Raw genomic sequence first — 13,306 nt, 5'->3', positions numbered from 1 at the left:
ATCCCCGCGGAGGCGGGGATAAATTCTGGCTGACGGCGATGAGTCTCACGACGCTCAGCGACTATTGATCCCCGCCTGCGCGGGGATGACGTTTGGGAAGGGGGCACGACCCCCTCAACCGATTTGCCTGCCCAAGCACTTCCCCGCTAAAGCCGCTGTCATGAAGCCAGTCATCTACGGCCTGTCGGGCCTGACGCTTACCGCCGACGAACGCGCCTTCTTTCGCGAGGCCGATCCGGTCGGCTACATCCTGTTCGGACGCAATGTTCAGGACCGGGCGCAACTCTCTGCGTTGACGGCAGAATTGCGGGAGCTTTCCGGCAACGACCGCCTGCCGATCCTGATCGATCAGGAGGGCGGCCGCGTCGCGCGGATGAAGCCGCCTGAATGGCCCGCTTTTCCCGCCGGCCCGGCGTTCGACGCGCTGTACGACACCGCACCCGCCTCGGCCATCGCCGCTGCATGCGCGAACGGAGAGGCGCTGGGCGCAATGCTGGCGGAGGTCGGAATCACCGTCGATTGCGCGCCCATGCTCGACCGGCGATTTCCCGACACCGTCGGTGCCATCGCCGACCGCGCCTATGGTGGCGACGCAATGCAGGTCGCCGCGCTCGGTCGGGCGATGCTCGACGGGCTGGCAAAGGCGGGCGTGGTGGGCGTCATCAAACATATGCCGGGCCACGGTCGCGCCGGCGTCGACAGCCATTACGAACTTCCCGTGGTCGACGCGTCGGACGCCGAACTGGAGGAAGACATCCGGCCGTTCCGCACGCTCGCTCACGCCCCGATGGGCATGACCTGCCACGTCGTATTCAAGGCTTGGGACGCCGAGCATCCGGCGACGCTGTCGCCGACGGTCATCGCCGACGTCATCCGCAGCCGGATCGGCTTCGACGGTCTGCTGATGACCGACGATATCGATATGAAGGCCTTGTCGGGCACGCCGGGCGAGAAGGCGGCGGCAGCGTTGGCGGCGGGGTGCGACGTGGTGCTCGACTGCTGGGCGCGGATGGACGAGATGGTCGAGATCGCCGGGCGGGTCGACGAAATTTCGGATGCGGCGCGTGCGCGCCTCGACCGCGCGATGGCGAGTGTCGCGGCGCCCGGGGGCGTCGACTTTGCCGAGGCGATCGCACGGCGGGACTCGTTCCTGGCGCTTGCCTGACACGATGGACGCTGACACCCTCACACTCGACCTCGACGGGTGGGAAGGGCCGCTCGACCTGCTGCTGGCGCTCGCGCGAAACCAGAAGGTCGACCTGAAGGCGATTTCGATCCTGGCGCTGGTCGAGCAATATCTGGCGTTCCTCGACCAGGCGCGGTCGTTGAAGCTCGAGGTCGCGGCCGATTATCTCGTGATGGCGGCATGGCTCGCCTATCTCAAGTCGGCGCTGCTGCTGCCGCGCGACCCGGAGGAAACGCCGAGCCCCGAAGATCTGGCGCTGCGCCTGCAACTCCGCCTCGAACGGCTGAATGCGATGCGGGAGGCCGGTGCCCGGCTGATGACCCGCGATCGGCTCGGCCGCGACGTCTTCCGCCGCGGCGCGCCCGAAGGATTGCGCACCGTCCGGCATGCGACGTGGGAAGCGGAAATCTATGACTTAATAACGGCTTACGGGCGGATCAGTGCACGATCCCGGCCGGTGATGCACGTCGTCGCTCATCGTGATGTCATGACGCTGGAGGAGGCGCTGGCCCGCGTATCTGCCCTCCTCGAAACTCATGTCACATGGGCGATGATCGAGAAATTCCTGCCTGGCGAGGCAACCGGCGCCTATCGCAAGTCCGCGCTCGCCTCCAGCTTCGTGGCTGCCCTCGAACTCGCCAAACAGGGTAAGGTCGACTTGCGCCAGGCCGCGCCCTTCGCACCGCTGTACCTGCGGGCCGCCTCGTGACACCGGCCGACTCGCTCGAACGCGCGGTCGAAGCGGTGCTGTTCGCTGCGGAGGCGCCGCTGACGGCGCACGACATCGGACTGCATGTCGGTACGCAGGCGGACGTGGCGGGCGCGCTTGCCGCCCTGGTCGAACGCTATGCGGGGCGGGGCATCGAATTGGTCGAGCGCGGTGGGCGCTGGCATTTTCAGACCGCAGCGGATCTCGCCCATCTGCTGCGTCGCGACCGCGAAGAGACGCGCAAGCTCAGCCGCGCAGGTATCGAGACGCTGGCGATCATCGCCTATCATGAGCCTGTCAGTCGCGCGGAAATCGAGGCGATCCGCGGGGTTCAGGTCGCCAAGGGCACGCTCGACGTGCTGCTGGAGGCGGGCTGGATCCGTCCCGCCGGCCGCCGCGAAGTGCCCGGCCGACCGCTAACCTATGCAACGACGGCCGGCTTCCTCAGCCACTTTGGCCTCGCCAGCCGCCGCGACTTGCCGGGGCTGGACGACCTGCGCGCGGCGGGCCTGCTCGATCCTGTCGACCTCGCCTTCGAGAATGCCGTGGAAAAGAGCGACGAGGACGACTAAGTGGAGCCCAACTTAAGGAGTTGATCATGGGTAGCATGAGTCTGGTTCACTGGCTGGTCGTCGCCGTGATCGTCATCCTGTTGTTCGGCGGCAGCCGCTTCTCCAACATGATGGGCGACGTCGCAAAGGGCATCAAGCAGTTCAAGAAGGGCATGGCCGAGGACGACGAGACGCCGTCGTCGAAGGAACCCACCCGGATCGAGGCACAGAAGGCCGCCGAGCCCGCCTACAAGTCCGAGGCCGAGCGCGTCCGCGAAGACCGCTGATTCCACTCCTCCTGAAGCACTGCGCCGGCCCGTGTCCGGCGCGGTCGGGCGTCTGAATGTTCGACGTAGCTCCTACCGAACTTCTGCTGGTCGCGATCGTCGCGCTGCTGGTGATCGGACCGAAGGATTTGCCGAAAGCGATGCGGTTTGTCGGCCACTGGGTCGGCAAGGCGCGCGGCGTCGCGCGACAATTCCGCTCCGGCTTCGATTCGATGGTGCGCGAGGCCGAATTGGCCGAGATGGAAAAGAAATGGGCGGAGGAGAATGCGCGGATCATGCGCGAGCATCCCGCGACGCCCACGCCCGCCGCGCTCCCGGCGCCGGAGGACAGCGTCGACGCGCATACGCCGGGGCAAGCGCCCGTCTTCCACAGCGCGCCCGCCGATGCCGATCCGGTCCGTGATACGGTCGACGATCATCCGCACCCGCCGGTGATGGTCGAAAAGCCCGTCGTCGAACCCGCCCCCGCCGACGCGGCCCCGCCGCCGGCCGACAAGACGCCGTCATGAGAGACATCGACGATACCCAGGCCCCGCTGCTCGACCACCTGATCGAGTTGCGCCGGCGCTTGCTGTATTGCGTCCTCGCGATCGTTCTGGGCTTTGCCGTCTGTTTCTACTTTGCGCGGCCGATCTTCTCGTTTCTGGTCCACCCGCTGGTCGAGGCCGGGCAGAACAAGATCTTCTTCACGCAGCTGTTCGAGGCGTTCTTCGTCCAAATCAAAGTCGCGTTCTTTGCGGCGATGATGCTGGCTTTCCCGGTCATCGCGATGCAGCTGTGGCAGTTCGTCGCGCCGGGGCTCTACCGCAACGAGAAGAAGGCGCTGCTGCCCTTCCTGCTCGCCACACCGGTGCTGTTCACCATGGGGGCGGCGCTCGCTTATTACATGGCGATCCCGATCGCGGTGCATTTCCTGCTGAGTTACCAGGGTGACCTGGGCGGCGTGCAGCAGGAAGCGATTCCGACTGTGGGGCCGTACCTGTCGTTCGTGATGCAGTTCCTGTTCGCGTTCGGCATTTCCTTTCTGCTGCCGATTCTGCTGATGCTGCTGGAGCGTGCCGGCATCGTCACCCGGAAGCAACTGGTCGGTGCCCGCCGGTACGCCATTGTCGGGGCATTCGGCATCGCCGCCGTGTTGACGCCGCCGGACGTTGGGTCGCAGCTGATGCTGGCGGTGCCGCTGGTGCTACTCTACGAACTTGCGCTGATCGGTATCTGGTTCACCGAGCGCAAGCGAGCCAAGGTCACAGCGGACAGCGACGCCTGACCTGATCTACCGCACTGCCAAAACGAAAGGGCCGCGATCCGGGGTGGATCGCGGCCCTTCTGTCATGCCGGTCGGGCCGGAGATTACTTCGACTTGTCGGCGGTCTTCGCAACGGTGTTGCCCGCCGATGCCACGTCGCGGCCGACGCCCTCGACGGTATTGCAGGCGCTCACCGCCAGGGCGCCGACAAGGGTCAGCGCGGTCAGGATCTTACGCATGGACGATAACTCCCGAAGATTGGTTGCGCTGGCTCAATGATCGACATCGGCGATCGTTCCGCCGTCGCGGCGGGCAGGGGGTCGGCGATGTCGAGAGCCCCGAAAAGAATTTAGGCCCGGAAGCGTCACCGGGGGGGGGGAGGGGTGGACGCTTCCGGGCCTATGTCTTGGATAGCGAGAGCGGGGGGGCAAAAGGTCACTATCCGTGGAGCAGAACGGCCCTTTGGCTTCAGGGTTCCAGCGGAGAGTCAAAAACGTCAAAAAAAATGAATCGGATCAATCGCGACCCACGACGGTGATCACGACTTCGAACGCGCCGACCAGCGGATCGTGATGCAGCTTTGTCCGCAGCTGGCGTGACAGGCCTTCGATCACGCGGCCATAGCGCGTGGCGAGCAGGTCGCGCAGCGTGTCGCCTTCGACGAGGGCGGGCGAATTGATCCTCAAGATGGCGCGGTCCTCGGACCCCGGTTCGGGCTTCAGCGAGATGCGAACCTGCGAGGCGGGCGCGATTGTCATCGCCAGTTCGACCAGTTCGGTCGTCAGAAACGCGACCGCTACCGCTGTGTCCTGGCTGACATAGAAGGGGTCGATGTCCAGGACCAGCGACAGCCGTCCGCCACCCTCCGGCGCCGTCGCGCGCAGGTTCGCGGACAGCTCGCCGAGCACCGAGCGTAGCCCGAGGCCGCGGTTGATCTCCATTTCCGCGAAATGATGACGATGGACGACCGCCAGCGCATCGACGCGCCGTTGGATCGAGGCATAGGCCGCACTCGCCTCCTTCGACGCCGATCCGCGGGCGTGAAAGTTGATAAGGCTTGCAATGACTTGCAGGTTGTTTTTGACGCGGTGATGGACCTCTCGGGTCAGTCGGGTCTGGCGGACGAGACCTTCAGCAAGGTCGCTTTCGTGGGCCTGGACCGTGCGGCCGAGACCGAGGAAGGCCTGGTCTAGCTCCCGGATTTCGTGCGCGGGCACGGCCCCGATCGACATGACGTCGAACGAATTGCCGGGCCGATATTGCACGACGCTGGTGCGCAGCCGACGCAGCGGACGGATCAGCATGCGATCGACGACGAACCAGCCGACGCTCGCGGCGACCGCCCACATCAGCAGCGGCAGCAGCATCGCGATCAGAACCGGCGAGGTGATCGGCGTGCTGGCCATCGTCATGACGAATTCGAGGTCGGACAGGCCGACCGGGACCGTCAGCGTGTCGCGGCGCGCAAGCAGCGGTCCATCGAGACGCCGCAATTGCAGCGTCGAGTCATCGTCGTGCAGTTCAGAGCCATATTCGGGAACGAAACCGCTCGGTCGACTGACGCTGCTCAGAAAGGCGGTAGGAAAGAAGGCAGTGGCGCGCGCGAGGCCATTTGAGCCGCGAATCGTCATCGTCAGCCCGCGATCGGGCATGATGGTGGTCGCCACCGTCGTGCCGGTGGCGCCTTCGGCCTGCGGAATGTCGCGGCCGCAACGCAGCCGCCCGGCGGCGTCATGAATGCCGAAGCTGCCGCCGGCGCCGAGATCGGGCGCGAAGACACCGCTGACTCGCGCGCAGCTGAGCGCGTCCTCAGGATCGCGCTCGATCGTATCGAGAGCGGAACGCAGCGCCGTCATGTCGCCGACCAGTTCGATCGTCAGCGTGCGTGCGCCTTCTGTCGCGGCGACGCGCAACCGCGCGCGGTTCTCGCTGTCGGATACGCGGGTCGTCTGGTAGGCGGCGAAAGTGATGATAAGCGCAAACGGCAACAGCGCTACGCTAAGGATCAGGAAAAGTTTGGCGCCGGTCGGCAACCGGGCAAACCGGCCGGCCGGCACGCCGGTCAGGACCGGGGCCGGCTGCTCGTGCGAAGCGTCCGTCATCTGCGACGGACTATCCCAGCTTCTTCAGGAGTTCCAGCATCTCGTCGGGCACGGTTTCGGATGCGGCATCATGATAGACCGCGCGCAACGCCTCTCCGACGTCTCGCTCCTGCCCACCAGCTTTGCCGCCCTTACGTCCGGGCGTCTTCTCGTCGTCCGTCTTGGAAACCACCTCGTCCCCCTGAGCGTCCCGGCGGGCGGGACGGATACGCGAACCATAAAAAATAAGCCCGGCGACATGCGGGCACCCCTTCCGGTGCGTGCGCATATCCGGATCGGAACGGCGATGAAACCAAAGACCGCCTCGTTTGTTCCAGACCGTGCAAAATATCGGGGAGGGGGCCGACGAGCGGCTTTCTGAACGATTGCAAAGGACCGGGCGCCGCCACACCTTAGGGTGCCCAATAAGGAGTTTCGATCGAACATGTCGCTTGGACAGCAGCTCTCGCCGCACCTCCCTTTCCTGCGGCGCTACGGCCGTGCGTTGACCGGCAGCCAGTCCGAGGGCGACCAGTATGTCCGTGCGACGCTGGAAGCGATCGTCGCGGCCCCGGAAGAATTTCCCAAGGACGTCGATCCGCGCCTCGGCCTGTATCGCACATTCCAGGCGATCTGGTCGTCGACCCATGCAGATAATCGGGCGCTGCCCGAAGATGACGGGTCGAGCGGGCACGAGGCGATCGCCCGCCGCCGCCTTGCCCGCGTCGCGCCGCTATCGCGCCAGGCGCTGCTCCTGACCGCGATGGAAGGTTTCTCGACCGAGGATACTGCCTATCTGATCGACGCGACATCGGAAGAAGTCGACGATCTGGTCGCCGACGCCTTGTCGGAAATCGACAAGCAGACCCGCGCACGGGTCCTGATCATCGAGGACGAGCCGATCATCGCGATGGACATCGAATCGATCGTTCGCGACCAGGGCCATGAAGTCACCGGCGTTGCCGTGACCCGCGACGAGGCCGTGGCGCTGGCGATGGAAGATCGGCCGGGCCTGGTGCTCGCCGACATCCAGCTCGCTGACGATAGCTCGGGCATCGACGCGGTGAAGGACATTCTGGCCGAATTCAACGTGCCGGTCATCTTCATCACCGCCTTCCCCGAGCGTCTGCTGACCGGCGAACGGCCCGAGCCGACCTTCCTCATCACCAAGCCGTTCCAGCGGTCGACGGTGAAGGCAGCGATCAGCCAGGCGTTGTTCTTTGACGAGGCGACGGTGCCGGCGGCCTGAGGCCGCCGACGCTTCAGAAAATTACGGACCCAAAACGGTTCTGGGGGGTTGATCGCGTATGTCGAACCATATCGATTCCAAAGGTCAGCAGCATATCGACACCGATCGCGCCCGGGCGGGCGCGACGCCCGGGATGACGCGGTATATCCTCGCCATTTCGCTGGCGCTGGTTGTCGTGATCTTCGCCCTGATCTACTTCCTGACCTGACGAACGGGATAATCTGCGTCGTTGCTCGTAATCGGGCGGCGGCGCATTATCTTGAAGACCCGTTCCCGATCGGACATCCATGATACAGACTGCGCATGACGACGAAGAGACCGGCTCGGCCGTCGCGGCCGAACCCGTGCCGCACGTCGCGCTCAGCGATCCCGAATTCAAGGCGCAGCTGGCGCTGGTCATCCCGCACCTTCGCGCGTTCGGACGGTCGCTGTCGGGAAGCCGCGACCTGGCCGACGACCTTGTTCAGGAAACGCTGCTTAAGGCCTGGGCGGCGCGTCAGCGGTTTCAGGCCGGCACCAACATGCGCGCCTGGACCTTCATCATCCTGCGCAACCTATATCTGTCGCAGATGCGTCGCGCGCGCTTCAAGGGTGAGTGGGACGATCTGGTCGCCGACCGGCTTCTCGCCGCGCCGGCAAGTCAGGACCGCCATGTCGAATTGACCGACATGCAGCGCGCGCTGTTGCATCTGCCACAGCCGCAGCGCGAGGCGCTGATCCTCGTCGGTGCGGGTGGCTTCGCATATGAAGAAGCCGCCGATATCTGCGGCGTCGCGGTGGGCACGATCAAGAGCCGTGTCGCGCGTGGGCGCGTGGCGCTGGAAGGCATATTGAACGAAGGTCGCCTGCCGTCGCGTCGAGAGCACGACGATGGTGAGAAGAGCGCGCTCGACGCGATCATGGACGAGGTCGACGACCTGAGCCGCGAAACCCGCAACTGAGTGCGAGCGGCGCCGCCGCCGCGCTCGATCAGTGCTGTTTTCCGGTCGCGCGCCCGTTGAGTTTCCCGAGCAAGGCCAGCATATCGTCGGGGAGACGGTGGTCGGTGTAGGCCGTCCGCAGGGCTGCGCCGATGCCGTCGCCGTCGCGCGGCGAAGCCACGACGTAAGGGGCATTCGTATCGTGCGCAGCGGAAACCATGGTGCTGAAACACCTTCACCGACGATTTGTTGCTCCAGGGCTGCACCACCTTGTCGAGGTGTGGCGGCTCGATGACAGTGCTGCTGCCCCGCGCACGCGGGTTGTCCGACGCTTTGGCGGCGGCTGAAGCCGAGTCCGACTTCCTCGCCAACCTGATCCGCCGCGAGACCGACACGGTCGCGCGGCTCGATACGCTGCTTGACGATCCGCTGGTCCTGCTGGACGAGATCGTCGACGAGCCCGCGGCGCGCGGTCTGCGCATGGCGCGGCGGCGGCTGGCCCTGGTAGTGGCGATCGGCGATCTATCGGGCCGGTACGATCTAACCCGCACCACGCAGTTGCTGAGCGACTTCGCCGATCGCGCGCTCGACCGCGCGATCGGCGTCGCGGTTGCCGAGCGCGTGCCCGGTGCTACGGCGGACGGCTTCGCCGCAATCGCGCTCGGCAAGCAGGGCAGCCGCGAACTCAACTATTCGTCGGATATCGACCCGATCCTGATCTTCGACCCCGCGCGGCTGGCGCACCGCGAGCGCGACGAGGTCGATGAAGCGGCGGTGCGCGTGGGCCGGCGCGTCGTCGAGCTGCTCCAAGCGCGCGACGGCGATGGTTATGTCCTACGTGTCGACCTGCGGCTGCGCCCATCGCCCGAGGTCACGCCGATCGTCCTGCCGGTCGAGGCGGCGATCGGCTATTATGAATCGCAGGCCCTGCCATGGGAGCGGGCAGCGTTCATTCGGGCGCGAGCCTGCGCGGGCGATCAGGCGTTAGGCGACGATTTCTTGACGACCATCCGTCCGTTCGTCTGGCGTCGCGCGCTCGATTTCGGGACGATCGGCGAGATCCGCGGCATCTCGCGCCGCATTCGCGAGCACCATGCGCAGGGACAGGCTTTCGGCCCGGGTTTCGACCTGAAACGTGGGCGTGGCGGTATTCGCGAAGTCGAATTCTTTGCGCAGATCCACCAGTTGATCCACGGCGGTCGCGAGCCCGAACTGCGAACCCCGGCGACGCGCGACGCCCTGGCGGCGCTGGCCGGGGCGGGGCGGATCGACCCCGACGATGCCACCGCCTTGTCAGAGGCGTACACGCTGTTCCGAACGATCGAACACCGCGTGCAAATGATCGACGATCGTCAGACCCATGCGCTCCCCAAGCAGCCGGGATCGCTCGACCGCGTCGCGCGGCTGCATGGGCTGACCAACGGCGCCGAGCTGATCGACCTGCTGCGGCCGCATGTCGAGCGGGTGGGGCGGGTTTACGATGCGCTGGATGGTGACCGGCCGGCCCAGGTCGCAGCGGCGCCGGTGGCGGAAAGCCGCCCCGTGTCCGGCCGCTTTGCGGACCCTGAGGCTGCAGAAGCGCGCATCGCCAGCTGGCGGGACGGCCGCTATCCTGCCTTGCGCAGCGAGGCGGCGCGCGAGGCGTTGAATGCCGTCCTGCCTGCCCTGATCACTGCGATCGGCGATGCGCCCGACCCTGACCGCGCGCTGCTGCGGCTCGATGCGATTTTCGCCCGTTTGCCGACCGCGATCAACGTGCTGCGCCTGATTGCCGCGCGTCCGGCGCTGCTCGCACTGCTCGCCACGATCCTCGCGCATGCCCCGACGCTGGCGGACCAGCTCGGACGGCGCTCGCATCTGCTCGACGGCTTGATCGATGCGTCCGCGCTCGACCTGCCGGGCGACGTCGCGGCGCTCGCCACCGAGATGCGTGCGGGCGAGCGGGGCGACGATTACGAACGCGTGCTCGACCGGGTGCGCAAGGTCGTAAACGAGAAGCGTTTCGCGCTCGGTGTCCAGATCCTGGCGGGCGCGAGCGACCCGCTCGACGTGTCTGCTGGCTATGCCCGCGTGGCCGAAGCCGCGATCGATGTCCTTGCCGGCGCCGCAGTGGAGTCCTTTGTCGCGGCGCATGGTCGGGTGCCCGACAGCGAGCTCGTCATCCTGGCGCTCGGCCGCATGGGCGGCGCGCAACTGACCCATGCATCCGATCTCGACCTGATTTACCTATTTACCGGAGATTTCGCGAGCGAATCGGACGGCGCCAAACCGCTTGGTGCGGTGCTCTATTACAATCGTCTCGCGCAGCGGGTGTCGGCGGCACTGTCGGTTCCGACCGCGTCGGGGCCGCTGTACGAGATCGACACGCGGCTGCGGCCGTCGGGGGCGTCCGGGCCGCTGGTTGTCTCGCTCGACGGATTCGAACGCTATCAGCGCGAGAGCGCCTGGACATGGGAGCATATGGCGCTGACCCGCGCGCGGCCGATTTTCGGATCGCCGGAGGCACGGGGTGCGGTGCAGGCGATCATCGATCGGGTGCTGGCGGGCGATCGGCCCGACCGCGACATCCGGGCCGATGCGATGAAGATGCGCGCCGACATGGCGGCGCATAAACCTCCGTCGGGTCCGCTCGATGCAAAGCTGCTCGATGGCGGGCTCGTCGACCTCGAATTTGCGGTCCATACGTTGCAGCTTGTGCATCGCAGCGGTTTCCATCCGCATCTCGGACGCGCGATCGATGCGCTGGTCGCGGATGGGCTGATCGCGCCCGAAATGCGGGAAGCGCATGATTTTCTTACCCGCCTGCTCGTCACCGCGCGCCTGGTGACACCCGATGCGCAGCCGCCATCGGAGGCGACGCGCGGGCTGCTCGCCAGGGCGCTGACGATCGACAGCTTCGACGCGGTGCTTGAACGGCTCGACACGACCCGCCAAGGCGTCCGCGCGGCCTGGGCGGCGGCACAAGGAGACGCGACGTGACCGAAGGCGATGCCATCCCCGATCTGACCCTGGCCGGTGCGGACGGCCCCATCAGGCTGGCCGACTATCGGGGCAAGCCGCTCGTCCTTTATTTCTACCCGAAGGACGATACTCCCGGCTGCACCCGTGAAGCGCAGGACTTTTCGGAACGCGCCGCCGATTTTGCGGCCGCCGGTGTCGCTCTGCTGGGCGTGTCGAAGGATCCGCCCGCCAAACATGCAAAATTCACCGCCAAACATGGCCTGACCGTTCCGCTGGCGAGCGACGATGACGATGGAACGGTGCTGCAGGCGTTCGGCGCCTGGGTCGAAAAGAGCCTGTACGGCAAGAAGTATATGGGCATCGATCGGTCGACCTTCCTGTTCGACGCCGACGGCACACTGGTGAAGTCCTGGCGTAAGGTGAAAGTGCCCGGCCATGCCGAAGCCGTACTGGCCGCCGCCAAAACGCTGTGACTCCGGCCCCGAGCATCGCCGCGGCGGTGCGCAACGTTCTGCTGGCGGCCGACCCGCGCGCGAAAATTCGCCTGGCGCGGGCCGCCGCGCGCGACTGGCGGCTCGGTCGGCTGGCGCATGATTTCGACGTGGCGATGCCCGATCGTCCGGCCCGTCCCAACCGTCCCGAGCTTTTGCCGCCGAATCGGATGCCCAAGCGGGGCAAGGGCGGGTCCGAACGCGGGCGCGTCGCACTGATACACGCTCTTGCGCATATCGAATTCGGTGCGATCGACCTGGCGTTCGACGTCGTCGGGCGGTTCGGCGCCGATTTCCCTCGTGCATTCGTCGATGACTGGATGGCGGTCGGTGCGGACGAGGCGATGCACTTCGCTTTGCTGGACCGGCGGTTGCGTGGCTTCGGCAGTTTCTACGGTGCGATGCCCGCGCATGATGGATTGTGGGAAGCCGCGGCCGAAACGGCGCAGGATCCGCTTGCCAGGCTGGCGATCGTACCGATGGTGCTGGAGGCGCGCGGGCTGGACGTGACGCCGGCTACGCGCGACCGTTTTGCAGCCGTCGGGGACGATGCCACTGCCGCCATCCTCGCCCGAATCCTGAAGGATGAAGTCCGGCACGTCGCGGCGGGGGCGCGCTGGTTCGGATTCGGTTGTGCGGCAAAGGGGTTGGAGCCGATCGCGACATGGCAGGACCGGGTGAAAACGCATTTTCGCGGTACGCTTAAGCCCCCGTTCAACGACTCGGCGCGCGAGACTGCCGGTCTGACCCGCGAATATTACGCGCCTATTGCTCAAGGCTGAGCTTCCCTGCATCCCCACGATCGTCAGGAAGCGGAGGGGGCTCCAACTCTCGACAGTGTTTTCTCGTTCGCGCTTCAGGGCGCGCGGGCGCTTTGGATATGTGGGGATCGATGACTTTTTCGACGTTCACGGGCCAGATTGCTCGAGCCTGCCTTTTCGCTGCCACGGTGATCACGCCGACGCTGGTCCAGGCTGAAGAGAAGCCCGCAGTAGGTGGCCCGTTCGAAACCGTGGCCGCGGCCGAAACCGGCACCACTGCTGCGACGAGTGACCAGCAGTTCCAGGCGCTGTTTCAGACCTGGAAGAAGCTTGACACCACCGAATCCACTGTCATTTCGATCCCTTCGGCACATCCCGTCGCCAGCCTGTCCTTCACCAGCAACTTCGGCGTCCGTTCGGATCCGTTCCGCGGCACCGCGGCGATGCACGCCGGAGTCGACATTCCAGGCCCGATCGGCACGCCGGTCTATGCCACCGCCGATGGCGTGATTAACCGCGCGGAACGTGCCGGCGGCTACGGCAACCTCGTCGAGATCAACCACGGCAAGGGGATCGAGACGCGTTACGGCCATCTGTCAAAGATCCTCGTGGCCCCCAATACTCGCGTGTCGCGCGGCCAGCTGATCGGCCTGATGGGCTCGACCGGGCGTTCGACCGGCAGCCACCTTCATTATGAAGTCCGCATCGATGGCCACGCCGTGAATCCGGCGCCGTATCTGCAGGTCGCCGACATGAAAATGCTGCCGGGTACGCCGATGTCGATGGACACGGGCGGCGTCGGCGGCCCGGCGCTGCCGGTTTCCGACCGCTAAGCTTGCCGCGAGGGCTGGGCGGGCTTATCTC

At 66.0% G+C, this 13,306-nt stretch carries 17 protein-coding genes; 13 read left to right on the top strand and 4 right to left on the bottom strand.

Annotated features, from left to right (window positions below):
* Positions 1–85: 85 nt before the first annotated feature.
* From nagZ to tatC, 6 genes are read left to right on the top strand one after another with little or no spacing between them, the layout of a single operon-like run.
* Entirely contained in the window at positions 86–1,165 is a 1,080-nt protein-coding gene (gene nagZ, locus JW805_10170) for a beta-N-acetylhexosaminidase (GenBank protein MBN2972380.1), read from the top strand.
* Positions 1,166–1,169: 4 nt separating this feature from the next.
* Positions 1,170–1,895 (top strand): segregation/condensation protein A, encoded by a 726-nt coding sequence (locus tag JW805_10165; GenBank protein ID MBN2972379.1) that lies wholly within the window; start codon positions 1,170–1,172, stop codon positions 1,893–1,895.
* Complete coding sequence (gene scpB, locus JW805_10160) at positions 1,892–2,467, top strand: SMC-Scp complex subunit ScpB (GenBank protein MBN2972378.1); 576 nt, start codon at positions 1,892–1,894, stop codon at positions 2,465–2,467. Before JW805_10165 ends, scpB begins: the two co-directional genes overlap by 4 nt.
* A 26-nt stretch (positions 2,468–2,493) precedes the next feature.
* Positions 2,494–2,733 (top strand): twin-arginine translocase TatA/TatE family subunit, encoded by a 240-nt coding sequence (locus JW805_10155; protein ID MBN2972377.1) that lies wholly within the window; start codon positions 2,494–2,496, stop codon positions 2,731–2,733.
* Positions 2,734–2,789: 56 nt separating this feature from the next.
* Positions 2,790–3,242 carry a twin-arginine translocase subunit TatB gene (tatB, locus tag JW805_10150; protein ID MBN2972376.1) on the top strand — a complete coding sequence of 151 codons (453 nt, stop codon included), beginning with the start codon at positions 2,790–2,792 and terminating at the stop codon, positions 3,240–3,242.
* The gene (gene tatC / locus JW805_10145; GenBank protein ID MBN2972375.1) at positions 3,239–4,000 is read left to right on the top strand and encodes a twin-arginine translocase subunit TatC; all 762 of its coding nucleotides are present in this window, start codon (positions 3,239–3,241) and stop codon (positions 3,998–4,000) included. The genes tatB and tatC overlap by 4 nt, the downstream gene beginning before the upstream one ends.
* Before the next feature lie 83 nt (positions 4,001–4,083).
* On the opposite strand, the gene JW805_10140 is transcribed toward tatC, so the two are convergent.
* From JW805_10140 to JW805_10130, 3 genes are all read right to left on the bottom strand, one after another.
* Positions 4,084–4,218: an entericidin A/B family lipoprotein gene (locus JW805_10140; protein MBN2972374.1), complete on the bottom strand. Its 135-nt coding sequence runs from the start codon at positions 4,216–4,218 to the stop codon at positions 4,084–4,086.
* A gap of 276 nt (positions 4,219–4,494) precedes the next feature.
* Complete coding sequence (locus JW805_10135) at positions 4,495–6,081, bottom strand: hypothetical protein (protein MBN2972373.1); 1,587 nt, start codon at positions 6,079–6,081, stop codon at positions 4,495–4,497.
* Positions 6,082–6,091: 10 nt separating this feature from the next.
* Entirely contained in the window at positions 6,092–6,253 is a 162-nt protein-coding gene (locus JW805_10130) for a hypothetical protein (protein MBN2972372.1), read from the bottom strand.
* 252 nt (positions 6,254–6,505) lie between these two features.
* Here JW805_10130 and JW805_10125 point away from each other — a divergent pair, with 252 nt between their 5' ends.
* The 3 genes from JW805_10125 (at position 6,506) to JW805_10115 (ending at position 8,250) form a co-directional block, all read left to right on the top strand.
* On the top strand, positions 6,506–7,309 hold the full coding sequence (locus JW805_10125; protein ID MBN2972371.1) for a response regulator: 804 nt from the start codon (positions 6,506–6,508) through the stop codon (positions 7,307–7,309).
* A gap of 58 nt (positions 7,310–7,367) precedes the next feature.
* Complete coding sequence (locus JW805_10120; GenBank protein ID MBN2972370.1) at positions 7,368–7,517, top strand: hypothetical protein; 150 nt, start codon at positions 7,368–7,370, stop codon at positions 7,515–7,517.
* A 79-nt stretch (positions 7,518–7,596) separates the two neighbouring features.
* The gene (locus JW805_10115; GenBank protein MBN2972369.1) at positions 7,597–8,250 is read left to right on the top strand and encodes a sigma-70 family RNA polymerase sigma factor; all 654 of its coding nucleotides are present in this window, start codon (positions 7,597–7,599) and stop codon (positions 8,248–8,250) included.
* 28 nt (positions 8,251–8,278) lie between these two features.
* Here JW805_10115 and JW805_10110 read toward each other — a convergent pair whose 3' ends face one another.
* Entirely contained in the window at positions 8,279–8,449 is a 171-nt protein-coding gene (locus tag JW805_10110; GenBank protein MBN2972368.1) for a hypothetical protein, read from the bottom strand.
* A 71-nt stretch (positions 8,450–8,520) separates the two neighbouring features.
* Between JW805_10110 and JW805_10105 the strand changes: the two genes are divergently transcribed.
* From JW805_10105 to JW805_10090, 4 genes are all read left to right on the top strand, one after another.
* Positions 8,521–11,208, top strand: coding sequence for a bifunctional [glutamine synthetase] adenylyltransferase/[glutamine synthetase]-adenylyl-L-tyrosine phosphorylase (locus tag JW805_10105; GenBank protein ID MBN2972367.1), 2,688 nt, complete (start codon positions 8,521–8,523; stop codon positions 11,206–11,208).
* Positions 11,205–11,663 (top strand): peroxiredoxin, encoded by a 459-nt coding sequence (locus JW805_10100; protein ID MBN2972366.1) that lies wholly within the window; start codon positions 11,205–11,207, stop codon positions 11,661–11,663. Before JW805_10105 ends, JW805_10100 begins: the two co-directional genes overlap by 4 nt.
* Entirely contained in the window at positions 11,660–12,463 is an 804-nt protein-coding gene (locus JW805_10095; GenBank protein MBN2972365.1) for a ferritin-like domain-containing protein, read from the top strand. The genes JW805_10100 and JW805_10095 overlap by 4 nt, the downstream gene beginning before the upstream one ends.
* A gap of 110 nt (positions 12,464–12,573) precedes the next feature.
* Entirely contained in the window at positions 12,574–13,275 is a 702-nt protein-coding gene (locus tag JW805_10090; GenBank protein ID MBN2972364.1) for a M23 family metallopeptidase, read from the top strand.
* Positions 13,276–13,306 lie beyond the last annotated feature (31 nt).

It is taken from the genome of Roseomonas aeriglobus (assembly GCA_016937575.1).
In the GTDB taxonomy this organism is placed as follows: Bacteria; Pseudomonadota; Alphaproteobacteria; order Sphingomonadales; family Sphingomonadaceae; genus Sphingomonas; species Sphingomonas aerigloba.
This window is presented reverse-complemented; position numbering and strand designations above follow the sequence as displayed.

Bases quoted from the DNA above. Each gene is read 5' to 3' on its own strand.
- nagZ (MBN2972380.1), top strand. From the start codon at position 86: ATGACGTTTGGGAAGGGGGCACGACCCCCTCAACCGATTTGCCTGCCC.
- JW805_10165 (MBN2972379.1), top strand. From the start codon at position 1,170: ATGGACGCTGACACCCTCACACTCGACCTCGACGGGTGGGAAGGGCCG.
- JW805_10155 (MBN2972377.1), top strand. From the start codon at position 2,494: ATGGGTAGCATGAGTCTGGTTCACTGGCTGGTCGTCGCCGTGATCGTC.
- tatB (MBN2972376.1), top strand. From the start codon at position 2,790: ATGTTCGACGTAGCTCCTACCGAACTTCTGCTGGTCGCGATCGTCGCG.
- tatC (MBN2972375.1), top strand. From the start codon at position 3,239: ATGAGAGACATCGACGATACCCAGGCCCCGCTGCTCGACCACCTGATC.
- JW805_10140 (MBN2972374.1), bottom strand. From the start codon at position 4,218: ATGCGTAAGATCCTGACCGCGCTGACCCTTGTCGGCGCCCTGGCGGTG.
- JW805_10135 (MBN2972373.1), bottom strand. From the start codon at position 6,081: ATGACGGACGCTTCGCACGAGCAGCCGGCCCCGGTCCTGACCGGCGTG.
- JW805_10125 (MBN2972371.1), top strand. From the start codon at position 6,506: ATGTCGCTTGGACAGCAGCTCTCGCCGCACCTCCCTTTCCTGCGGCGC.
- JW805_10120 (MBN2972370.1), top strand. From the start codon at position 7,368: ATGTCGAACCATATCGATTCCAAAGGTCAGCAGCATATCGACACCGAT.
- JW805_10115 (MBN2972369.1), top strand. From the start codon at position 7,597: ATGATACAGACTGCGCATGACGACGAAGAGACCGGCTCGGCCGTCGCG.
- JW805_10110 (MBN2972368.1), bottom strand. From the start codon at position 8,449: ATGGTTTCCGCTGCGCACGATACGAATGCCCCTTACGTCGTGGCTTCG.
- JW805_10105 (MBN2972367.1), top strand. From the start codon at position 8,521: ATGACAGTGCTGCTGCCCCGCGCACGCGGGTTGTCCGACGCTTTGGCG.
- JW805_10090 (MBN2972364.1), top strand. From the start codon at position 12,574: ATGACTTTTTCGACGTTCACGGGCCAGATTGCTCGAGCCTGCCTTTTC.